This window comes from Candidatus Marinarcus aquaticus (assembly GCF_004116335.1).
Classification (GTDB): Bacteria; Campylobacterota; Campylobacteria; order Campylobacterales; family Arcobacteraceae; genus Marinarcus; species Marinarcus aquaticus.
In genome coordinates this window covers 145,072-166,987 of the sequence record NZ_PDKN01000004.1, presented here as the reverse complement: position 1 = coordinate 166,987, position 21,916 = coordinate 145,072, and the positions used below count along the sequence as shown (strand labels likewise).

Genomic DNA, 21,916 nt, shown 5'->3' with positions numbered 1-21,916 from the left:
GTTATCATCCATTTTTTAGATGATGGGTCGATTATATCTGATATAATAAAGCGATGGCAGAGCAAGTCCAAAACTGATTGCACTTAAAATTGAAATCGATTTCAAACCATTCTCTATAAACATTGCAATAAGCTCAGGGGTCACCCCATGTGAGTTCATGTCCACTAATGAAATCATGGCATTAAATGCAAAAGTTCCTGGAATAAGCGGAATAATTGATGCAACGGTGTAAATAGGTCGCGGCACAATATACTTTCTGGACCAATACACTCCAATGATTCCTAAAATCAATGAGGCTAAAAAAGTAGAAATCTCAATAGAAATTCCTGCATCTAAAAAGAGCGTTCGTAAGCTATAAGTAATCGCTCCACCTAAAGCACAAAATTTCAAGGCACTTTTAGGTACATTAAAGAGCATCGCAAAACCCACTGCAGGAATGGCAGAGAAAACAGCATCGAGTAAAAAGTTTGTTAAAATTGGATTCATCTTACCACCCTTTTATGTTTAAAATGGACATGGCAAAGATAATACCCATACTTGTTGCAAGTGTTAAAAGGGATGCTTGCATCCATCGTCCCCAACCCATACTTAAATAGCCTTTCATGGCATCTAAAAAAGAGTTTACAAAAGGAAACCCTGGTACTAAAAGTAAGACACTGGAGGAGAGTGCAATATTTGGTGTAGCACTGATATTATTGATGTAGGACAAACTGGCAATGAGTGTGACAAAAAAGGCGGTAATTCCAAAGGTGATAATCAAGATAAACTGACGTTTGGCCAACTCTTGTCGAATAAACATTCCCACACTTGAAGCCAAGAGTGTAATACCAAAGGCGACCCAATCAGCTCCTCTTAAATAAGCAAACGAAGCACACGCTAATCCTACCATTAAGACAATCAACCAACGGTTATAATAGTTGGGTTGAATATCTTTGAGTTGTTGAATCACCGTTTCCACACTGTAAGGATTTTTCTCTAAATCAATACAAATTTTTTGTACATCATACACAATAGACATATTGATGGGTTTATGGTGCGCTCGTCTTGTGGTTGTAACGGATTGATTGCTTGTAAGTGTGGTTAACACAATGGCTGAAGGTATCAATGAAATCTCTACAGAACGGACTCCAAGAGCCGTTCCCATACGTTGTGCAGTTTGTTCAACCAATCGACTCTCTGCACCAAATTCAAGCATCAAAGTGGCTGCTCGAATAATGGCACGTGTGATTTTACTCTGTTCGTCGTAAGCGATATTTGGGTTCTCTGTTTTCATATGGATATTTTACCCAATTTACGGGATAAAAGTATGACAATATGAGATACTCAACTCTTTTTTTGAAAAATAGACATTTCGGAAATAGTGTGTTGAAATTTACGTTTGGTTTCTCGTATGACAAACTCAATATCTTGAGTATGCAGCAGTTCAAAATCACTCAACTCATGTTTTAAGCGATCAAAGGTGTATTGAGGTTTGCCCTCACTCATATAACCGCCAAACCACTCATTTTTGTGAGTGTGGTCATGTAACCATGTATAAGGAGAACACAATACTAAAAGTCCATTGGGATTGAGTCTGCTTTGGATGTCATCTAAAAATTTCTTGGGTTCACTTAATCTGTCAATTAAATTACTGCAAAAGATGAGGTCGTAGTGCGTTAATTTGGAGTTTAAATTTGAAGCATCTCCTTGTGAAAACGAGACTCTGTTTTTGGATGTAAAAAAATCAAACGCAGTTAAGTCAATCTCTTTTTTCTCATAGATTTCACCCTCAATCGTCATATTGTATTCTACTTGTTCTCCCGCTTGCAGTTGTTGTGCAACTTCAATAAAATTGTGAGAGTAATCCACTGCATCAACATGTTGAAAATATTGAGCCAACTCAAAACTGCTTCGTCCAACAGAACAACCTAAGTCTAAAGCTTTTGTTTTTTGTTTTACAAAAGGAAGAAGTGTATCAATGGTTTTTTTAGGGTAGTTGGAGACATCGAAATAATCTTCTCCATAGTGAAATTCACAATATTGAGAGATAAGATGGGATGTTTCATAGATATTTGTATTTGCCATGTCGCTCCTTTTTTATACCTTACAGTTGTCTGCCTTGTGATATACTAAAGTACAAGAATTAATACATAATTTTTGATATAATGTAAAAAAACGGCAATGAGGCGATATGGAATTTATAAAACAGCATTGGAACAGACTTTTAATTGTGACCATTTCATCATTGGCAATTATTTTAGCATTTACTTTTGCCATTGATATTAAAGGCAAAGCACTCATTGATGAATCTTTCACACAAGCGGTGGTTGTTTTTGGAAGTGCAAAAGCATTGAATGCTGTGATCTCTTTGGCGCAAGGAACAGAACTTGACTTGCCTTTTGTAACCGTGGCCATTGGAGAAGTACTTGACCCAATCAATGACTTGGTGGAGCAGTTTGCTTTAGTGATGCTTGCCAGTATGGCATCTCTTGGAATTCAAAAAATACTGCTTTCGTTTGCTACAAGTACGATGTATAATCTGATTTTAGGGGTGAGTTTAGTCATACTTAATATTTGGCTTTTTGTGCGTTTTGCAAAAGATGAGAGGCTTCGAACACTCTTTTTTAAAGTCACGGTGGTGATTCTGTTTTTACGATTTGCCGTACCATTAATTGGTTATGTCAACTATGTGGCGTATGAGAATTTTGTCAAACCAGAGTATAATATCGAGCAACTCAATGGTAAAATTGAAGGCGTAACCGATGAGGTGAGTCGCGTGAATCAAGAGACGATTACTCAAAAAGAGGAGAGCTCCTTTTTTAATAAAGTGGCACAAACATTTGATACGAGTTTTTACTCTAAAAAAGTGGATGCGTATAAAGATGCCGTGAATAATGCGAGTGAATATGTGATTGATTTAATCATTGTTTTTATTTTTCAAACCATTTTTTTACCACTGCTGTTTTTATTTGTGTTGTATCATTTAGTAAAATCAATTTTTAATATAGGAAAGGCGTAACGTGATAGATTGGAAAAATACTTATGCGGCGATTTACAGAGCAAAAAAAGATTATTTAAAGCCCGTAAAACATTTTGATGACATCGGTTTTGATGATTTAATAGGAATAGAGAGACAAAAGAGTGCATTGATACAAAATACCAAACGATTTGTTGATGGATTACCTGCAAATAATGTACTGCTTTGGGGTGCGCGAGGAACAGGTAAATCTTCATTGATTAAAGCACTTTTAAATGCATATAAAGATGAAGGGCTTCGAGTCATTGAAATAGACAGAGAGGACTTAGATGAGCTCATTGAAATTGCCGATATGATTCGACATGAGCCTTATAAGTTCATCATCTTTTGCGATGATTTATCATTTGAAGAGGGAGAAAAAGGGTACAAAGGTTTAAAACGTATCTTAGAAGGTTCGATTGAAAAAAGTCCAGAGAACATTAAAATTTATGCCACATCAAACAGACGGCATATCATAACAGAGTATAATCGAGATAATGAAGGTACAAAAGTGGGACGAAACGGTGAGATACACTACAGTGACTCTGTAGAAGAGAAGATTTCATTAAGCGACCGATTCGGTCTGTGGCTCTCTTTTTATCATGGTACACAACAAGAGTATTTAAATATGGTGGACAGCTACTTTAAAGAGTATAAAGGGGACATGGAACACCTGCATCATGAAGCACTGCAATTTGCTCAACAACGAGCCAGTAAAAGTGGACGTACGGCGAAACAGTTCTTTAACTATTTCAGTAATAAGGAGTAAACATGGCGGTCTTTGTAGTGGGACAAATCATCATCAAAGATGAACAAAAGTGGGAACGTTATAAAGCCAGTGTTCCTAAAAGCCTAGAAGGGTATGATGCCAGTATACTTTTAAGAGGTTCAAAAGAGTCCACACTTGAACAAGCTACAGAGTATGAACATATTGTCATCCTTCAATTTCCTTCGCTGCAAGCTGCAAAATTGTGGCATTCTTCAAATGTGTATCAACAACTCATACCTTTAAGAAAGGAGGCTGCATCGGTCTCTTTGAGTATCTACACCAGCTAAAATCATACTAATTTGTACTTGTTTCTTCTTTTAATAAACAAACTTTAAGTTGTTTTTAGTAACAATTTTGAGAATTACTATCATATTAAAGGAAGAAGATGAAAGCAGTACTCATACTGTTTCTTTGCTTGCAAAGTCTGATTTTGGCGAATCCCATAGACCAATCCATGCAAGTAATCGAGCAAACAAATAAAAAACTGAAAGAGTATCAAGCACAAATAAATAACGTAGATGAAGAGCGTGAAGTACTTTTAGGTGAATACAAATACACCAATGCAGAACTTAAAAACAGTCGAATTTACAACAATCAATTAAGAGGGATCATTCAATCGCAAAAAGATGAGATGATCAACATTGATGAACAACTCGTACAAATAGAGAAAACGCAAAAAAATATTTTCCCACTCATGTTGCAAATGGTTGAGAGTTTGAAAAACTTAGTGAAGATGGACATGCCATTTTTACTTGAAGAGAGAATGGCTCGGGTACAACGACTTGAAGATGCTTTAACACAAGCCGATATTAAAACAGCAGAGAAGTACCGAATCATTTTAGAGGCGTTTAAAATTGAGTATGACTATGCCAACTCAATTGAGAGTTACCAAGACAAAATTGATGATAAAACCTATACGATTTTACGTCTTGGAAGAACGGCTTTATATTTCCAAAGTTTGGACTTAACACAATATGGATACTGGAATAAAGAGTTACAACAGTGGGTTGAAATAGATGATAGCACAGCAAAATCCAATATCAGAAAAGCAATTAAAATTGCAAAAAAAGAGCAAAACGTTGACTTCCTTGAACTGCCTTTTTTAGCAAAGAAGGAAAGTAAATAATGAAGTTAGTAGTAGGATTATTATTGAGTGTTTACTCACTCTTTGCTTTGAATTTAGAGACCCTTTTAGGCAGTGTAGAAGCCAGTTCCAAACAAGAGATTGTTCAAGAGAGCAAACGTCTTCAAGAGTTTATTGATAACAAACAAAAACAGAAACAACTCTTAATTCAAACCAAAGAGGCACTTAAAAGAGAAAATCAAATCACCAAAGAACTAAAAGTTGTCATTGAAAAAAATGAAAAGATATTGGCAAAAAAAGAGGCGGAATTAGCAGTAAAAGTGGGCGACTTAGGTGAAATGTTTGGAAGTGTAAGACAAACATCTTCTGATTTTCTAACTAACTATAAAAGAGCCTTTACTGCGTCGCAGTTTCCTCAAAAAGAGGCTATTTTTGATAAGTTCTCTGACTCTAAAAAATTACCGACCATTGAAGAGTTGACACTCTTTTGGCACACCATGCTTGATGAAATTGTACAAAGTGGTAAGGTATCACAATACCCTGCCCAAGTGGTGATGCAATCAGGAGAGAAAGTAGAACAAACGGTAACAAGAGTAGGACAGTTTGCAGCATTCAGTGATGGAAACTTTTTACAATACTCAAGTGACATTGATGCTTTAGTTGAGCTTTCAACACAACCCGCTTCATCGTTTCAAGGGGGTGCAGAAGATTTTGAGCAAAGCAGTGATGAGGTCTTAAATGTTTTAGTGGACCCAACACGAGGAACGTTGTTTGAAATGTTAGGGAATAATCCAACCATTATGGACAGAATCAATCAAGGTGGAATCATTGGTTATATCATTCTTTTACTGGGTGGATTAGGAATAGCGTTTGCAGGATATAAAATGGTGATGCTTAATATCTTAGATAAAGCGATTAAAAAACAGCTCAAAGACGTTACAAAATATTCTGTGGATAATCCATTGGGAAAAATTGCATCGGTGTTTTATAACAATCTTAAAGACTCTATTACAGATTTGGAGATTAAAATTGGTGAAGCCATTTTAAAAGAGACTAATCACATTAAAAAGGGTCAAAGTTTTGTCAAGTTACTTGCAGCTGTTACACCTCTTTTAGGATTACTAGGGACAGTTACAGGGATGATTGCAACGTTCCAAGCCATTACACTTTTTGGTACGGGTGATCCCAAACTTATGGCAGGTGGTATTTCAACGGCATTGATTACAACAGTATTGGGGCTGGTAACGGCTATTCCACTGCTGTTTGCATATACCTATATTGCATCAAAATCAGAAGAGATGGTCTCTATTTTAGAAGAACAAAGCATTGGGATGCTCGCAAAAAACTTAAAACAAAATGATTGATATATATTTAGATAACTTCTTCTCATTTTTTGATCGTGGTGGAGCTGTGCTCTACGTGGTCTTTTTTATCGCACTTTGCTTATGGGCATTGCTGATTGAACGATACATGTACATCAGTTTTGAATACAAACAGTATCGTAAAAATATGATGGATGAGATACAAAACAACTCTTATAATGCTCGTTTTAAAGAGGAGATTAAAAAATACTTGATAGAAGAGTCAAACCTTAAACTTAAAACGGGATTGAGTTTTATTAAGACACTGATTATCGTCTGCCCTTTGGTAGGCCTTTTAGGTACGGTTACAGGGATGATTGAGGTATTTGATGTCATGGCAATCAGCGGTGCAAGCAATGTTAAATCAATGGCCAATGGGGTGTCGATGGCAACAATACCTACTATGGCAGGGATGGTTGTAGCCCTAAGCGGTATTCTGTTTGAAAAGAAACTGGAATTATCGATTAAATACAATACAGACAGGCTCTATTTAGAGATTTCAAAGGTTTTATAGATGAGAAGATTTTCACATAAACAAGCAAAAGAAGAGACAGAAATCAATTTAACTCCCATGCTGGATGTTGTTTTTATCATGTTGATTTTCTTTATTGTTACAACCTCTTTTGTGAAAGAAGCAGGGGTGAGTGTCAACAGACCCAGTGCGAAAACAAGTGAGCAAAAAGCAGAAGCCAATATTTTAATTGCAATCAAAAACAATGATGAAATTTGGATTGATAAACGTATGGTGGATATTCGAGCAGTTCGATCAAATATTGAGCGACTCAAAGCAAGTAACATGAACAATAGTGTGGTAGTACAATCGGATAAAGATGCGCGTACAGGAACTTTGGTGAAGGTTATGGATCAAATCAGAATGGCCGGTATTACAAATATTTCAGTCTCTACATTAAAGAATTGAAGATGATAAACAGACGTTTGGCGATTGCTTTAGGCGGTTCAGTAGCAATATCGATTGCAATTTTTGCGTTGATGCAACAGATGATCTCTTCAGATGCACAATTAGAGCAAAAAAAGCAAGCTCCCATTGAGTTGAACTATTTACGGGATAAAAAAGAGACCGATATTGAGAAAAAAACACGTATTCAACCCAAAAAGCCTATAGAGAAAGTGGAGCCAAAGAAACTTGATTTTAAAAAAGAGTTGAATCAAAACTTGAATAAAAATGTCAAAGTACAACCATTGGCCATTGCCAATAACTTGGATTTATCCAATATCACCTCTTTAAAAGGTGCACAATTAGATATTGGTTCATCTCTTATTGATGCCAATATGCTTACGGCATTGAGTCGTTCCAATCCACGTTATCCACGAATGGCTAAGATACGTAAACAAGAGGGTTTTGTACAACTGATATTTAAAATCGATGCACAAGGATTTGTTTCAGATATTAAAGTCGCAGCATCTGATCCCAAAGGGGTATTTGAAGACTCAGCAGTCAGTGCCATGAAACGATGGCGCTTTAAACCTACAAAAGGGGATGCTCCTGGTAGCTTCAAAGAGGCAACAATCACATTTAATTTTAGGTTGGCACAATGAAAAGACTGGTTTTAATTTTACTGTTAGGAAGCTCACTGTTACTTGCACGAGGTACAATGTCGCAAGGGACCTATAAACAACTCATGCAAGTACAAGAGTTGATGGCAAAAAATGAATACGCTCAATCAAAGAAGATACTTTCTGAAATGCTCAAAGAAAAAGGTGAGAACAAATATGAGCGTTCATATATTTTACAATCACTTTCAAGTATCTATATATTTGATAACAACTATAAAAAAGTGGAGTCTATCTTTGAAGAGATTTTGGCATTAAATGCGCTTGAAAAAGAGAGTTTGAATCGAGTAAAACTCTCTTTGGCTAAAGTCTATTTATCGACTGAAAAGTATAAGAAAAGTTTGAAACTGCTCAAATCGATTCAACATGATTCTAAAATCGATAAAAAAGAACTCTATGAAAGCTTTATTTTAGCGCACTATTATAATAAGAATTATACGCAAGCCGTTCACTACTCAAAGCTCTATTTTCCTTTGAAAAAAGAGGTCAAAGAGTCATGGTATAAAATTTTATATTCGTCGTATGTCGAACTTAAAGATTTGCCCAATGCCATTACTACCATGAAAATAATGGTTAAACTTTTCAGTGAAAACGAGATTTATTGGGTGCAGTTGGCTTCCTTGTATCAAGAGACCAATGAGTTGAAGAAATCACTTTCGACTTTAGAGTTGGCGTATAAAAAGAGTCTTTTAACTAAAAAAGAGAATGTACTTTATTTTATCAATATTTTATTGCAAAATGAGGTCTATTTTAAAGCAAGTGAACTTTTGAATGAAGCGATAGCAAAAGGGTACATTAAAGAGGATAAAAAGATTTTTGAACTTTTGGTTTCAAGTTATATTCACTCAAAACAAACAGAATTGGCTATCAAAAAACTGGAGAATTCTAATTTTGCACAACAAAGTAAATATCAAATGATTTTGGCCAACTTATATTATCAACATCAAAACTATCAAAAGAGTATTGCGGTGCTTGAAAATATGAAAACGAAAAAGAACAGTAAAATTGAAGGGGAACGTTACATTTTAAAAGCACTCAGTTTTTATGAGTTACAAAAAAGGGATGAGTGCATTGCAAATTTGAAAAAAGTGATCAACAATCCTCATCATAAACAGCGGGCTCAAAATATTTTAAAACAACTCAGTTAATAGTAGTATCTTCGCTCTTTCATCACATCTTTGGGGCGTACTTTAAAGTAACGAACAAAAGCTGTGGTAAAACTTTGTTGATGTTTATAACCAACAAAGTTTGAAATCTCATTGATTGAGAGTTCCGAATTTTGAAGCAGTTTTTTTGCATAAAGCATTTTTTGATGTAAAATCATGTTGCCAGGTGTTGTGTGAAAGAGTTTTTTAAATCCATATTTCAGTTTAAATTCATTGAGTGCTACTTTTTTAGACAGAGTCAGAATATCGGGAAACTCTTTGCTGTTGAGAATAATCTCTTTTGCTTTATGCAACGCCGCAATATCCTCTTGTGTGAGTTTGATGTGGTTGGATGGTGTATCTTTTAGGTAACACGAAAGTTCTTTAAATTCACTGTAAATAATATCTAAAATCTTACTTTGAATATAAAGATTATGCAATCCCCCCTTAAAAGGCGATTGAAAAAGTTCTTTGGCCAAAATGACACTGTTGGATGCACTGTATTTTAATGTGGTGCTTGAAAAATGTTTATTGTCATAATTACTCAGATCTAAAATCTCTTTAAAGTTTTTTTCCAAGAAATCATTTTTAATAAATAATCCAATACCACAAGAGGTTTTTCCCAATGTTGTGGTCATATCAAACTCATTGATATAAGAGATTTTCACTTCATTTTTGTGTAATGTGATACTGTGGTCTAAAAGATTGTCTTTATATGTCACTTCCCCATCAAGTAAAATACCGATATATAACCCATTCATTTTTTGATGGGATTGCATGACAACATTTTTTTGTGTTTGTACATTTGATTTAAAAAAAAGGATATCTTCAGTCACAATTTTTTTTTCAGATACAATGCTTCCAATATCGTGTGGAAGATTGATTATATAATCACGTTCAGCAGAGGCTGAATGCATAAACTCACTCATGTCTTCTTGTGTCAGGTTGTAAGACATTTTATCCCTTATTATTAAAAAATAATTCTTAAATAGGAAATTAATCCTTGAATTTGATAATTAATATCATTATAATGCGAATTCGATTAAAATTTTATTAATATAAAGGAAGGTTAAGCATGAAAAAATGGACTACATACAAGGTAGCAGTGCTCTCATTGATGGTGAGTTCTATGTTATGGGCTGCTGAACAACCGACACAATTAGGCAATGTGGTGGTCAGTGCAAATAAAATGGAAGAAAATATTCAAGAGGTGCCCCAAAGTATTACAATACTGGATGCTCAAACCATAGAAGAGAAAGGGATGAATAAAGTTTCAGATGTCATAAATGTTATTCCCAATATGTATATGAACTCAGAGAATCATGGTGGGGCCATTAACTTTAGAGGATTAAACACCTCCATGTTTACAAACTCTAATCCAATTGTTATTTATGTCGATGGTGTTCCTACAAGCAGCAGAAATGCATTTGATATTTCAATGGAGAATATAGAAAAAATTGAGGTATTAAGAGGACCACAAGGAACTCTGTATGGAAAAGATGCCATAGGAGGCGTGATTAATATCATTACAAAAGTGCCGACCAATGAAACCTCTGGCAGTATCGGGTTTGAATATGGAAGCAATGATTATCATAAGGAGAGTTTTAATCTTAATACACCTTTGATTAAAGATAAACTCTTTTTAAATTTAAATGCGGCACTCTTTTCGGATCATGGTTGGATTACAAATGATTATAACGGTGATGATGAAGCTGCAAAAGAGAGAAGCATCAAACTGGGTACCTCTTTATACTATAATGTGACGGATAACCTTTCTGCTAAATTGGTATTTAAAAGAGAAAAGACCAAAAACTATTGGGGTAATTATGGTGTTGCACAAAATGTAGTGAGTTTGAATGAGTTCAGCAAAAAGGCATCTGAAAATGCCAATTTTGATATGCCTGCAATTGAAGACAATGAGATCAATACGCAAAGTTTAAATCTTAAATATGAGACAGATGATTATCTTTTTGAAGCCATCTCCTCTCATAAAGATACCGATTTTAAGAGTACCTATGATATTGACTTTACTGCCAATAATCTTTTAGATGGTTCATTTATGACCCGAAATACAAACATGGAAACTTATACGAATGAAGTCAGAGTATCCAATAAAAGTGATGCTTTTAGATGGATTGCAGGTGTTTATTTTGACTCAGATAAAATTAAAGAAGACCCTTACAGTCAAACACTTTATCTATCAGGAGTAAAAGCGGTATATGCCAATGCCCTTTCCACGAGTCATAATGATACCAGTGCCATATTTACTCACTTGATGATACCTTTAAATGAAAAGATTGATTTAACTTTGGGTGGCCGATATCAACGCATTAAAAAAGATATAGATATGACCGTCAACAATGGTGCAACGACGTTTGATTTTGATGCTAATAAAACATGGAATACTTTTATTCCTAAAGGGGCATTAAGCTATAAAATCAATGATAACTTTACCACCTATTTCTCTGTTTCAAAAGGCTACATGGCCGGTGGTTTTAACAGTTTTGCATCCTCTTCAAATGAAGATGATAATGCTTTTGATTCGCAAAAATCGACCAATTATGAAATAGGGATAAAAAGTACTTTTGATGACTTGATTTTAAATGCGGCAATTTTTAGAATGGATATCGAAAATATTCATATCTACAGACAAGTAGTAGGCAACTACTATACGGACAATGCAAAGAAAGCACACTCACAAGGGATTGAACTGGATTTTACATATTTTCCTACAGACACCATTGTTATTAATGGAGCGGTGGGGTATGTAGACACTGAGTATGACTCGTATGATGCGGGTGATTATGACTTTAGTGGCAATAAAATAGAGAACACTCCTTCGCATACAGCTAATTTAAGTATGGCATATTATGATCCAAAAGGATTTTATGCCAGAGGGGATATCAAAAATCAAGGCTCATTATATTTTTATGATGATCGACAAAAAAAGTTTCTAAAAAATAAATCATACACCACCCTTGATGTCAAAATAGGGTATAGATATGCAAATTTTGATATCTATGCGTATGGTAAGAACTTAACCGATGAAGAGTATATGACCTATTACCAATCAAGCTCAACGGTATCTCTTGCAACTTTTGCAGACCAAAGAAGCGTAGGAGTAGGAGTAAGATATAAATTCTAAAGAGAGATTTCTCTTTTTAGAATGAGTCTTAACAATCTACTGTGTATCGAGTTTTGCTCTCTTTTTTTATTTGTACGGGTGTTATTCCAAATTGCTCTTTGAATATTTTACTGAAATGACTGATACTTTTGTAACCCACTAAAGCAGAAGCTTCACCGATATTAATTTCACCATGTTCTAGGAGTTCTTTGGCTTCACAAAGACGATAGTTTTGTAAGAAACCATACACCGTTGTATTAAACAGTTGTTTAAATCCTTTTTTGAGTTTGAATTCATTAATAGCAGCTTTATAGGACAACTCTTTTAAAGAGGGAGGGTTTTTTATGTTTTCAATTAAGATTTGTTTGGCTTTATGTAAACACTCAATATCTTTGTGATTTAAGTAGAACTCTTCTTTTTTTGTATCCGTCTCAATGGCATTAAATGTGGTATAAACAAGGTCTAATAATTTGGATTCTAAGTATAACATTTGTAATTTAGTATCCAAATTTGAGACGTTGATGATTTCATTCAATAATATTTTTTGTTTGACATTAACATGATTATTGAAATTAACATCAATGTAGTCACCTCTGTATACAGATTTGAGATTTTTAAATTTCTCATCACGCAGAGTAATCTCTTTAAATAAAGTATGATCAAATGTAATATTATGAGTGATGGATTGTTGGTTTTTAAAATAAAAACTGTTGGACTGATGCCCCTCATTCATGGTTCCATTCCAGCATATATCGGCATCAAGTTTTACCTTTTTAGATTTTAATGCATCCTCCATAAATATTTGTTTGCCGGTATTGAAACATAAAAAGTGAGTATTAAATGAGTTTTTATTTTCTAAAACAGTATCTTGATAAAAGTCTGCAACAAAATAAGAGTATTTAATACCATAACCTGTATTGTAATGAGTCAGTTTGAATTGCCCAAATTCATCATGGTGCTTAAAATCATGCATACCTAAAGGCGAGTTGGGAAAAGAGAGATTATGGCATATTTTATCCCATAACTCATTGGATGAAATGTGTTTATGCATAAAATACTCCTAACGACAATAAAAATCCTTTCCAAGATAAATATAATATTGATAATTGTTTTCAATTAAAGTATAATTTCGCTTAATTTTTAATTAATGGAGAGAAAATGACGCCAATCAAACTACAAACGTTATTGTTGATATCTACAATGTTAGCAAATAGTCTTTATGCTGATGAAATAAAATTCGATTCGGTGATGGTTACTGCCAATAAAGTGGAAGAGAATATACAAGATGTTCCTCAAAGTATTACAGTAATCAACAGCACACAAATAGAAGAAAAAGGGATAAAAAGTATTACAGATGTGATACGTGAAATTCCTAATATGACAGCTACACCTTTATCTGGAGTAGCTGTCAACTTTAGAGGATTAAATGCTTCAATGTTTACGAATAATAACCCAGTAGTGATCTATATTGATGGAATCCCTACAAGTGGAAGGTTTTCTTTTGATGCCCCTATGGCAAATGTTGAGCGTATAGAAGTATTAAGAGGACCACAAGGGACACTTTATGGGAAAGATGCGATTGGTGCAGTAATTAATATTATTACAAAAGAACCTACAAACATCGTTGAGGGAGATGTTCATATGGAGTATGGCAGTAATAATTATATGAGAGGTTTATTTAATATATACGGACCTATTATTGAAGATAAACTGTTTTTTGGATTCAATACTGAACAACGAAGAAATGATGGTTGGATCACCAATCAAAATAATGGAGATGATAAAGCAAATAAACAAGAATATGAAAGTTATAATGCATCACTTCATTATAAAGCGACAGATAGATTGAGTGCAAAACTTGTATTAAAAAGAGAAGAAGCAGAAGAAAATTGGATAAAAGGGTATGCAAAATCTGCATATGATGGATTAAGTGATTTTAAAAGAGATGAAGCAGAAAATGTAAATTTTGATATGCCAACATATGAAGAGAATACGATAGATTCACAAAGTTTAAAGTTAGAGTATGAGGCAGATACTTTTACAATCAATTCTATCACAACACATAAAAATACGGAAATGATTGGAGAATATGATGCTGAATATTCTAATAACCCAATGTATGCAGGACTTAAACAGTTTATGGACAATGAAATAGATACTTATACACAGGAAATACGATTATCGAGTAATAATAGTGAAGGCATAAGATGGATCTCAGGAGTTTATTTTGATAAAGAAGATAGTGAAATGGGTCCATATGGGATGGAGTTCCCAAACTATTTATCGACTCCACCTTATACGTATATCGGAAATTATCGTATGAATGCGCCATCTGAAACAAAAAGCAAGACTCAAGCTATTTTTGGACAAGTGATGATACCTTTTGCAGAAGATTTTGAATTAACTCTTGGTGGAAGATATCAGAAAATTGAAAAAAAGATAGATATGAAGCTTTATTATTTGCCTGTAGGAACGACAGGAACACCTTTTTATACTCTCAACGATGAAACATCATGGAATGTGTTTTTACCTAAGGTTGCGTTATCTCATAAGATAAATGGAAACTTTACAACATATATCTCTGTGTCAAAAGGATATATGCCAGGAGGATATAACTTTTTTGGAATGTCTGGAAGTATCGAAGATAATAGTTTTGATCCACAAAAATCAACAAACTATGAAGCAGGGATAAAAGGGACAATTGATAATTTTGTTTTTACTGCTTCAATATTTAAAATGGATATAGAAGATATACATGTATATAAATCTACAGGGACAGGTGTATATATAACGGACAATGCAGATAAAGCACACTCTCAAGGAATTGAGTTTGACTTTACTTATTTTCCTAATGATAATTGGGAAATCAGTGGGGCTTTTGGATTCATAAAAGCACAATATGATGACTATGATGGTGGTACATTTGACTTTGATGGCGAAAAGATAGAGAATACACCTTCTCATACAGCGAGTTTAAGTGTAGCATATTATCATCCACAAGGTTATTATGGAAGAACCGATCTTAAGAACCAAGGTAATACATATTTTTATAATGACAAAAATAAAGAGATGTTAAAACAAAGCAGTAATACAACAGTAGATATAAAATTAGGTTATAGATTCTCAGATTTTGATATTTATGCTTATGGAAGAAACATAACAGATGAAGAATATCTGACTTCATTTACTGCTTCCTCTTCATTTGCAAGAGCAACTTTCAATGATCCAAGGTCATTTGGAGTAGGACTTAAGTATAGCTTTTAAAAACATAACTAGAAATATCAACTTCTAGTTATGTTTTTAATATATTTGTGATCGATTTCCCTCATCGCATTTTGCAAGATAGGTTAAGATAATAGCTTGTTATAGGCTTGAGATTGTTATTAAATTCATATATCAAAAGGATATTTTTATTAGAAATATTATCTAGATGTTTTACAAGAGCTCTTGAACTATTTTTATGAGCTACGATCAAAAAATTTTAGTAGTATTTGATATTTTTCATAACCTCTTTTGGTAAGATCCCAAACTCTTTAAAAAATGCATTACTAAAGTTATTAGCATATTTAAAGCCCACGTATTGTGCTACTTCATTGATATTATAATCCCCTGATTCAAGCATTCTTTTTGCTTTATTTAGTTTATATTGTGCCAAAAGTTTATAAGGGGTAGTATGAAAAATTTGTTTAAATCCTTTTTTTAATTTAAACTCATTAAGATGCACTTTTTTTGCAAGTTCACAGATAGATGGAGGATTTTGGAAGTTTGATAAAAGTAGCTTTTTTGCTTGATAGATCGCTTCTTTATCATATTGGTTTAGCAACATAGTATCTGAATTATTTTGATACAGTTTCCCAAGCTCAATCGATAAAAGCTCCAAGGCTTTTGCTTGGGTGTAGAGTGAGTGGATATCTCCTTGTAAATTACAGTGTAAAATATCATTGACTAAGAGTTCAGAGTACAAGGAAGTAGGGCGGAAGTTGATAAGGCTTAGGCTATCTTCATTAAAATACTTCTCTAAAATATTCTCTTTGAGGTTTCTTTTTAAAAAGTTCTCATCTAAGATGATTCTCACTTGATCTATTTTGTGATCTTGAAACTCTCTTAGCCCTTCTATTTCACTATTGAGTAATGATATGGTTGTAAAGCCTTCTTGAAAGTTGAGTTTTTGCGAACAATCCATACTTTTATATAAAACATTTCCTTTTAAAGATATGGTTATAACGAGTTTTCTTTCACTTTGTTTTGCTTCCATAAGGGTGGGGCGTTTGAAGTTGTACTTTGTTTTTAAAAAGATAAAACCCTCTTGGATATCTATTTTTTCCATATAATCATTTCCAATCTCTTTAGGAAAAGAGTTTTTTATGATGTTTTTGTTTGAATTAAATGTAGGTAAAAGTAGATCTTTTAGTTGTACTTTACACATCTTTTTCCTTTTATAATAGAAATAAAACCATTTGAAATATTATTGATATTGACTATCAATATTTTGAAGTATATACTACACAAGTATAAAAAAACATTAAAGGAATTTATAATGGTAGATTCAAAAAGTATTGTTCTATTTTTAGCTACAACTATTATTTTAACGAGTAATAGTTATGCAAAAGGTAGCCAAAGTTTAGAACCAGTGACAGTAACAGCTCAAAAGAGTGAAGAGGATGTGCAAAAAGTCCCTATAAGTATGGATGTATTTGATGAATATAAGTTAGCAGATAGTTCTATTGATACCATAGAGGATCTTGGAAAATATACGCCAAATCTATTTTTATTTAATGTAGGATTTCAAGGACTCACTTCACCCTCCATTCGTGGATTAAGTGCCAATTTACTCTCTTTTTCATCTCCTGTGAGTATGTATGTGGATGGAGTGCCTACTATGAGTAGCTTTGGATTTAGTGAGGGGTTATTGGATATAGAAAGGATAGAAGTTTTAAAAGGACCGCAAGGGACTTTATATGGCAAAAACTCTGAAGCAGGGGTTATCAATATCATCACAAAAAAACCTGACAATGAGTTAAGAAGAAAAGTATTTACAAAACTAGGGACAGATGGCAAAAGAGTATTTGGATTGAATGTTTCAGGACCTATTATAGAAGATACTTTTTATGCAGGAATCTCTTATAAACATGATGAAAAAGATGGCTTTATCAAACATGAAACAAAAGGAAGAGATGTAAATGATAAAGAGACAGACTATGGAAAACTTAATCTTCGATATACTCCAACAGACAATCTTGATATCTCTTTTGTTACTTCAAAAAAAGAGAGTGATGACGGTGCGATTGATTGGGCAAGGGCAGGACAAGATCTGGAAGGTGTAAGTGTATCATCAAATCTTGATGGGTATTCAAGACCTACTACAAAGAGTTTTGCTTTAAATATCGATTATGATATTGATGAGACTACAAAGATAAGATCAATTACTACAAAGCGTACCCATAAAGAGGATGCTGCTTTGGATAATGATCTCTCTGCTATGAATATCATGCATATTTTTAGAAAGTATAAGTTGGATACTTTATCCCAAGAGATAAGAGTGGAAAAAGAGTTTGTCGATACAAAAGTAGTCAGTGGAATCTATACAGATAAAGAGGAAAATCAACTCTCACTAGTGCAAAAAACGATGATGAATCCAACAGGTGTCAATTCGCATCCTCAAGAATTAAATGCAAAAACATATAGCTTTTTTACTAATGTGATCTATTTCTTTAATGATAGTTTTATCTTAAATACAGGTGTGAGATATGATAAAGAGAAAAAAGATATTAAAGTAAAAGAGTCAGATATCGCTCTTGAAAATGATTGGAGTAATATCTCTCCAAAACTCTCTTTACAGTATAACATAGATACTTCAAGTATGATGTATGCAACAGTTTCAAAAGGCTATAGAAGCGGTGGATTTAATCCATATGCTACTACAAAGAGTCTTGAAACCTATGATGAAGAGAGCTTGATCTCTTATGAAATAGGATACAAATCGATGTTTTTTGATAATAGATTAAAATTCAATACAGCAATCTATTACATGGATATTGATGATATGCAAGTACAAACTATGCCAACCCCTGGAGTTGTCTATATGGTAAATGCAGCAAGTGCTACATCACAAGGGATCGAGCTAGATATTGAAGCAATATTATGCGATAACCTTACATTGTATTCAAGCCTTGGGTACAATAAAACAACCTTTGATCAATTTACTGACAATGGAAATGACTATAGTAATAACTATAACCCGTTTGCTCCAAAGTATAACTTTAATCTAGGCATCCAATATAGAGATGAGAGGGGAATATATGCAAGAGCTGATTTCAATGGATATGGGAAGACATATTTTGACTCAGCAAATGAAGATTTTCAAAAAGCCTATGAACTTGTTAATGTAAAAGTAGGGTACGAAGCAGACAACTACGATATCTATCTGTATTCCGATAACCTTTTTGATACAGAACACCATGCAACGAACTATTTTAACGGAACTACAACTGCTTATCGTGAAGGTCGAGAGATAGGCGTACAATTAGCCTATAGGTTTTAGGAGAAAAGATGAATATAGATAGATACTTAAATATGCTCTTGGAGGGGCAAAAAACAGAAGTTTTAGGAGTCGCTTTAAACTTAAAAATTTTCAAATCTTTAGAAGAGGAGAATCACACGTTTAACTCTCTTGCCGTAAAACTTGAGCTAAATCCTCACAATACAAAAGTACTTTTAGATGCTCTTGTACTTCTTGATCTTCTTTACAAACAAGGGGAGTTTTATAAAAATGAAGCTTTAACAAAAGAGTTTTTTATAGAAGAGACAAAAGGGTATTGTGGGGATGTGTTTCTACATCGAAAAGAGATGTTAAATCATGGAAAAAAGATGTTAGATACTTTAGTAAAAGAGGGATGTGGGGCTTTAAAAGATTCTAAGCATCCAAAAAAATGGGCAGGAGCTGCAAAAAGATTTTTACGACAAGAGCAAGAGAATCTTATCTCAAAAGTAGCCCTTGATACGGTGACAAGATTAAAAGAGTTTTCTAGTGCTAAAAAAATGCTTGATCTTGGTTGCTCTTCTGGAATAGTAGGTTTAGAGATAATTAAAAGCCATCTAAGTTTACAAGGAGTTCTTTATGACTATAAAGAGGTAACCGATGTAGTTGATGAACATATCAAAGAGTATGGGCTACAAAATAGGGTAACAACACTAAGTGGTGATATCCAAAATGATGATATAGGAAGTGGATATGATCTGATTTGGTGTAGCAATATCTTTTATTTTTTTAAAGATAAAAAAGAGGTGATAGAAAAGATATATAAAGCTCTCAATACAAACGGAGTCCTAGTAAGTGTACATGTAGAGATAGATGAAACAGATAAAACAAATCTCGATGAGTATTTTTATTTTCTTTTTTTAAATATGCAAGAAAGAGGTGTCTTAAAACCTTTTGAACTAAGTGATATCTTTGAAGAAACAGGTTTTAGAAGTATCAACTCCTATACAAGTGTAGAGATGCCTATGACAAAATCCCAAATCCATATAGCAAAGAAATAGTATGAATCAATTAGCCAAAAAAAATATAGTATTTGGGATATTAGTTACAAGCTTCTATACCCCAATCGTTTTTTTTCTTATGGGACTGCCTATGATCCTTCAAGTAAAAGGATTTGATCCTTCTACTATTGGTATCTTTCAAGCTTTAGGATTACCTATGGTTATAAAGTTTTTACTTTCACCTCCTGTGGATCAAATAGTCTTTGAAACAAACCATTATAAAAAATGGATAGTTTTTACGGGAATATTTTACGTACTTTTCCTTTTTGGAGTAAGCTTCGTCTCTTTAGAAGATAATATCTATTTGGTCTTTGGCGTGATCTTTTGTACTACATTAGTTGCGACTTTTTTAGATATTCCTTTAAATGCACTGGCAATAAAAGTCTTTCATAAAGATGAACGAATGAGTGCAGGAAGTTATAAGATGAGTGCTTATTTTGCCGCTGGACTTTTAGGTGGTGGAGTGTTTTTACTTGTCTTTAACCGTTTAGGTTGGCAAAATACTTTTGTTATTATCGCTTTATTTGTATTGGTTTCATTATTGGCATTATATTTTATCCATGAAAGCGATGAAAAGATAGAAGAACAAAAAGTTTCACTCAAAACACTAATCACCTTTTTCAAACAAGAAAATATTGGAATATGGATATTTGTACTGATGTTTTATTTTGCTTTTATAAGTGCTATTTGGGTCTTTATGAAACCCTATCTTATAAGCAAAGGGATTACACCTGATGAGGTGGCTTTTTATGTGGGAGTATATGGAAGTATAGTCGGCTTTATCGGTGGAGTAGTAGCGAGCTTTGTAGGAAAAATATATTCTAAAAAAACGATCCTCATCCTTTTTGGAGTTTTTAACATTTTAAGTGCTTTGATATTAGTTATGATAGAGTATTTTGATATGTTAAATTTTATCTTTTTAATGAGTATAGTTACCATCGCATCAACTGCTATTGCCTTTTCTTCTGCTATTATATTTTCACTGATTATGGACTATAGTAGAAGCTCAAGTAAAGCGATAGATTATGCTATCCAATCAAGTCTATTTTCTCTTATGAGAATATTCTCAGCTATTATTGCAGGAGTGTTTGTTTCAAACTTAGGATATACGAGTATGTTTGTTTTTGAGAGCTTAGCTATGTTTTTTGTAGTGTTTGTTATTTATCGGTTTTATATAAAATAAAAAGGATAAAGGTTTAAACTTTAATACACACTTGTAAATAGATATTGAATATTCAATATCTATTTTCTATCTCATTTTAGCTTTGATTTGAAAAAATAATACAACATCAATCCAAATAATATAATCGTACTCATCGTATCTAAAAGTGTCGAATCTTCAGCATGAGAATGGATATCCACTATCTGTAATCCCGTAAAAAAGTTATCAAAAATCCATCCAAAAAAGATACTTAAAATTGAGATTGCTCCTAAGTAAATCAATAATGACTTCTTTCCAAACATGGAAGCAATGACACCCATGGTAACTGAGTTTGTTGCAGGGCCTGCACTTAAAAATACAAATACTCCTCCACTGCTCATACCGCTTAATAAAAATGCTGCTGCAATAGGAAGAGAAGCAGTTGCACAAACATATAAAGGCAAACTGATAATAAGTACCGCAAGATAGGTTAAAAACGGGTATTTAAATAGAGGTTCCAAAAGCTCTTTAGGTAAAAAAGTAGTAAAAAGTCCACCCAGAAGCAAACCAATAAATAAACCAAAATAGATATCTTTAAACAGTATGTTAAAAGCATAGTTAAAACTCTCTTTTATGCTAAAGCCGTTATTATTCTTTTGAGTACTGCAACAAGAACTACTCGAACAACAATCACTTTGTATTTTGTTTGTATGAGTATGCTCCTGATGATGTTCAGGTTTATGGACACTAAAGCTCATAGGTTTTTCTTTTTTTTCCACAAAGTTTTGAATAATTCCTGTTACAATAGCAATAAAAATAGAAGTGATTACTCGATAGATAGTAAATATCCAGCCAAAAAAGCTGTAAGTAGCTAAAATAGAATCAGCTCCCGTTATAGGAGTGGCAATTAAAAAACTTTGCACAGCCCCTTTACTTGCTCCCTCTTTTTGTAAAGATTTTGCCAAAGGAATGACGCTGCAAGAGCAAACTGGCATAGGGATTCCTAAGATCGTAGCTTTTACAACTGAACTTACTTTATTTTCTCCCAAATGGGAACTGATAAAGTTATCAGGGATGAGTTGTTTGATTATCCCTGCAAGTAAAAGTCCCAGTAATATATAAAGACTCATTGCATTGGATAACACCATAATGTTGTTGAATATGTTAGATAGCATTTCCATTTATT

General features: G+C 33.5%; 21 protein-coding genes. 14 read left to right on the top strand and 7 right to left on the bottom strand.

Annotation, left to right across the window (positions count from 1 at the left end; genetic code table 11):
- Positions 1-15: 15 nt before the first annotated feature.
- Genes CRV04_RS07600 through CRV04_RS07590 form a run of 3 tightly spaced genes read right to left on the bottom strand, consistent with a single transcriptional unit; the run spans position 16 to position 2,064 of the window.
- Entirely contained in the window at positions 16-486 is a 471-nt protein-coding gene (locus CRV04_RS07600) for a threonine/serine exporter family protein (RefSeq protein WP_128996237.1), read from the bottom strand.
- Position 487: 1 nt separating this feature from the next.
- Complete coding sequence (locus CRV04_RS07595; protein ID WP_128996236.1) at positions 488-1,273, bottom strand: threonine/serine exporter family protein; 786 nt, start codon at positions 1,271-1,273, stop codon at positions 488-490.
- 50 nt (positions 1,274-1,323) lie between these two features.
- The gene (locus CRV04_RS07590) at positions 1,324-2,064 is read right to left on the bottom strand and encodes a putative 4-mercaptohistidine N1-methyltransferase (protein ID WP_128996235.1); all 741 of its coding nucleotides are present in this window, start codon (positions 2,062-2,064) and stop codon (positions 1,324-1,326) included.
- 106 nt (positions 2,065-2,170) lie between these two features.
- On the opposite strand from CRV04_RS07590, the gene CRV04_RS07585 reads away from it, so the two are divergent.
- The 9 genes from CRV04_RS07585 (at position 2,171) to CRV04_RS07545 (ending at position 8,929) form a co-directional block, all read left to right on the top strand.
- Complete coding sequence (locus CRV04_RS07585) at positions 2,171-2,998, top strand: hypothetical protein (protein ID WP_128996234.1); 828 nt, start codon at positions 2,171-2,173, stop codon at positions 2,996-2,998.
- A gap of 4 nt (positions 2,999-3,002) precedes the next feature.
- Positions 3,003-3,764 carry an ATP-binding protein gene (locus CRV04_RS07580; protein WP_128996322.1) on the top strand — a complete coding sequence of 254 codons (762 nt, stop codon included), beginning with the start codon at positions 3,003-3,005 and terminating at the stop codon, positions 3,762-3,764.
- A 2-nt stretch (positions 3,765-3,766) separates the two neighbouring features.
- Positions 3,767-4,051: a DUF1330 domain-containing protein gene (locus tag CRV04_RS07575; RefSeq protein WP_128996233.1), complete on the top strand. Its 285-nt coding sequence runs from the start codon at positions 3,767-3,769 to the stop codon at positions 4,049-4,051.
- A 98-nt stretch (positions 4,052-4,149) separates the two neighbouring features.
- The gene (locus CRV04_RS07570) at positions 4,150-4,890 is read left to right on the top strand and encodes a DUF3450 domain-containing protein (RefSeq protein ID WP_128996232.1); all 741 of its coding nucleotides are present in this window, start codon (positions 4,150-4,152) and stop codon (positions 4,888-4,890) included.
- Positions 4,890-6,212, top strand: coding sequence for a MotA/TolQ/ExbB proton channel family protein (locus tag CRV04_RS07565; RefSeq protein WP_128996231.1), 1,323 nt, complete (start codon positions 4,890-4,892; stop codon positions 6,210-6,212). The genes CRV04_RS07570 and CRV04_RS07565 overlap by 1 nt, the downstream gene beginning before the upstream one ends.
- The gene (locus CRV04_RS07560; protein ID WP_128996230.1) at positions 6,205-6,723 is read left to right on the top strand and encodes a MotA/TolQ/ExbB proton channel family protein; all 519 of its coding nucleotides are present in this window, start codon (positions 6,205-6,207) and stop codon (positions 6,721-6,723) included. The genes CRV04_RS07565 and CRV04_RS07560 overlap by 8 nt, the downstream gene beginning before the upstream one ends.
- Positions 6,724-7,128, top strand: coding sequence for an ExbD/TolR family protein (locus CRV04_RS07555; protein WP_128996229.1), 405 nt, complete (start codon positions 6,724-6,726; stop codon positions 7,126-7,128).
- A gap of 2 nt (positions 7,129-7,130) precedes the next feature.
- Positions 7,131-7,766 carry an energy transducer TonB gene (locus CRV04_RS07550; protein ID WP_128996228.1) on the top strand — a complete coding sequence of 212 codons (636 nt, stop codon included), beginning with the start codon at positions 7,131-7,133 and terminating at the stop codon, positions 7,764-7,766.
- Positions 7,763-8,929 carry a tetratricopeptide repeat protein gene (locus CRV04_RS07545; RefSeq protein ID WP_128996227.1) on the top strand — a complete coding sequence of 389 codons (1,167 nt, stop codon included), beginning with the start codon at positions 7,763-7,765 and terminating at the stop codon, positions 8,927-8,929. The genes CRV04_RS07550 and CRV04_RS07545 overlap by 4 nt, the downstream gene beginning before the upstream one ends.
- Here CRV04_RS07545 and CRV04_RS07540 read toward each other — a convergent pair.
- Positions 8,926-9,882: a helix-turn-helix domain-containing protein gene (locus tag CRV04_RS07540; protein WP_128996226.1), complete on the bottom strand. Its 957-nt coding sequence runs from the start codon at positions 9,880-9,882 to the stop codon at positions 8,926-8,928. The two genes, CRV04_RS07545 and CRV04_RS07540, sit on opposite strands and share 4 nt — an antisense overlap.
- A 119-nt stretch (positions 9,883-10,001) precedes the next feature.
- Here CRV04_RS07540 and CRV04_RS07535 point away from each other — a divergent pair, with 119 nt between their 5' ends.
- Positions 10,002-12,071 carry a TonB-dependent receptor gene (locus tag CRV04_RS07535; protein WP_128996225.1) on the top strand — a complete coding sequence of 690 codons (2,070 nt, stop codon included), beginning with the start codon at positions 10,002-10,004 and terminating at the stop codon, positions 12,069-12,071.
- A gap of 28 nt (positions 12,072-12,099) precedes the next feature.
- On the opposite strand, the gene CRV04_RS07530 is transcribed toward CRV04_RS07535, so the two are convergent.
- Entirely contained in the window at positions 12,100-13,101 is a 1,002-nt protein-coding gene (locus CRV04_RS07530; RefSeq protein ID WP_128996224.1) for a helix-turn-helix transcriptional regulator, read from the bottom strand.
- Positions 13,102-13,208: 107 nt separating this feature from the next.
- On the opposite strand from CRV04_RS07530, the gene CRV04_RS07525 reads away from it, so the two are divergent.
- Entirely contained in the window at positions 13,209-15,314 is a 2,106-nt protein-coding gene (locus tag CRV04_RS07525; protein WP_128996223.1) for a TonB-dependent receptor, read from the top strand.
- Positions 15,315-15,531: 217 nt separating this feature from the next.
- On the opposite strand, the gene CRV04_RS07515 is transcribed toward CRV04_RS07525, so the two are convergent.
- Positions 15,532-16,476, bottom strand: a complete 945-nt coding sequence (locus CRV04_RS07515; RefSeq protein WP_128996222.1) for a helix-turn-helix domain-containing protein — start codon at positions 16,474-16,476, stop codon at positions 15,532-15,534.
- Positions 16,477-16,587: 111 nt separating this feature from the next.
- On the opposite strand from CRV04_RS07515, the gene CRV04_RS07510 reads away from it, so the two are divergent.
- The 3 genes from CRV04_RS07510 to CRV04_RS07500 are packed head-to-tail and all read left to right on the top strand — an operon-like array spanning position 16,588 to position 20,772.
- Positions 16,588-18,591, top strand: coding sequence for a TonB-dependent receptor (locus CRV04_RS07510; RefSeq protein ID WP_128996221.1), 2,004 nt, complete (start codon positions 16,588-16,590; stop codon positions 18,589-18,591).
- Between the two features lie 8 nt (positions 18,592-18,599).
- Positions 18,600-19,589: a class I SAM-dependent methyltransferase gene (locus CRV04_RS07505; RefSeq protein WP_128996220.1), complete on the top strand. Its 990-nt coding sequence runs from the start codon at positions 18,600-18,602 to the stop codon at positions 19,587-19,589.
- Between the two features lies 1 nt (position 19,590).
- Positions 19,591-20,772 (top strand): MFS transporter, encoded by a 1,182-nt coding sequence (locus tag CRV04_RS07500; RefSeq protein WP_128996219.1) that lies wholly within the window; start codon positions 19,591-19,593, stop codon positions 20,770-20,772.
- A gap of 71 nt (positions 20,773-20,843) precedes the next feature.
- Here CRV04_RS07500 and CRV04_RS07495 read toward each other — a convergent pair whose 3' ends face one another.
- Entirely contained in the window at positions 20,844-21,911 is a 1,068-nt protein-coding gene (locus CRV04_RS07495; protein WP_128996218.1) for an SO_0444 family Cu/Zn efflux transporter, read from the bottom strand.
- Positions 21,912-21,916 lie beyond the last annotated feature (5 nt).

What these genes read in the sequence shown, in the direction of transcription:
- CRV04_RS07515 (WP_128996222.1), bottom strand. Translation starts at nt 16,476, where the DNA reads ATGTGTAAAGTACAACTAAAAGATCTACTTTTACCTACATTTAATTCA.
- CRV04_RS07585 (WP_128996234.1), top strand. Translation starts at nt 2,171, where the DNA reads ATGGAATTTATAAAACAGCATTGGAACAGACTTTTAATTGTGACCATT.
- CRV04_RS07570 (WP_128996232.1), top strand. Translation starts at nt 4,150, where the DNA reads ATGAAAGCAGTACTCATACTGTTTCTTTGCTTGCAAAGTCTGATTTTG.
- CRV04_RS07575 (WP_128996233.1), top strand. Translation starts at nt 3,767, where the DNA reads ATGGCGGTCTTTGTAGTGGGACAAATCATCATCAAAGATGAACAAAAG.
- CRV04_RS07540 (WP_128996226.1), bottom strand. Translation starts at nt 9,882, where the DNA reads ATGTCTTACAACCTGACACAAGAAGACATGAGTGAGTTTATGCATTCA.
- CRV04_RS07560 (WP_128996230.1), top strand. Translation starts at nt 6,205, where the DNA reads ATGATTGATATATATTTAGATAACTTCTTCTCATTTTTTGATCGTGGT.
- CRV04_RS07500 (WP_128996219.1), top strand. Translation starts at nt 19,591, where the DNA reads ATGAATCAATTAGCCAAAAAAAATATAGTATTTGGGATATTAGTTACA.
- CRV04_RS07550 (WP_128996228.1), top strand. Translation starts at nt 7,131, where the DNA reads ATGATAAACAGACGTTTGGCGATTGCTTTAGGCGGTTCAGTAGCAATA.
- CRV04_RS07525 (WP_128996223.1), top strand. Translation starts at nt 13,209, where the DNA reads ATGACGCCAATCAAACTACAAACGTTATTGTTGATATCTACAATGTTA.
- CRV04_RS07535 (WP_128996225.1), top strand. Translation starts at nt 10,002, where the DNA reads ATGAAAAAATGGACTACATACAAGGTAGCAGTGCTCTCATTGATGGTG.
- CRV04_RS07555 (WP_128996229.1), top strand. Translation starts at nt 6,724, where the DNA reads ATGAGAAGATTTTCACATAAACAAGCAAAAGAAGAGACAGAAATCAAT.
- CRV04_RS07505 (WP_128996220.1), top strand. Translation starts at nt 18,600, where the DNA reads ATGAATATAGATAGATACTTAAATATGCTCTTGGAGGGGCAAAAAACA.
- CRV04_RS07590 (WP_128996235.1), bottom strand. Translation starts at nt 2,064, where the DNA reads ATGGCAAATACAAATATCTATGAAACATCCCATCTTATCTCTCAATAT.
- CRV04_RS07530 (WP_128996224.1), bottom strand. Translation starts at nt 13,101, where the DNA reads ATGCATAAACACATTTCATCCAATGAGTTATGGGATAAAATATGCCAT.
- CRV04_RS07510 (WP_128996221.1), top strand. Translation starts at nt 16,588, where the DNA reads ATGGTAGATTCAAAAAGTATTGTTCTATTTTTAGCTACAACTATTATT.
- CRV04_RS07495 (WP_128996218.1), bottom strand. Translation starts at nt 21,911, where the DNA reads ATGGAAATGCTATCTAACATATTCAACAACATTATGGTGTTATCCAAT.
- CRV04_RS07565 (WP_128996231.1), top strand. Translation starts at nt 4,890, where the DNA reads ATGAAGTTAGTAGTAGGATTATTATTGAGTGTTTACTCACTCTTTGCT.
- CRV04_RS07545 (WP_128996227.1), top strand. Translation starts at nt 7,763, where the DNA reads ATGAAAAGACTGGTTTTAATTTTACTGTTAGGAAGCTCACTGTTACTT.
- CRV04_RS07600 (WP_128996237.1), bottom strand. Translation starts at nt 486, where the DNA reads ATGAATCCAATTTTAACAAACTTTTTACTCGATGCTGTTTTCTCTGCC.
- CRV04_RS07595 (WP_128996236.1), bottom strand. Translation starts at nt 1,273, where the DNA reads ATGAAAACAGAGAACCCAAATATCGCTTACGACGAACAGAGTAAAATC.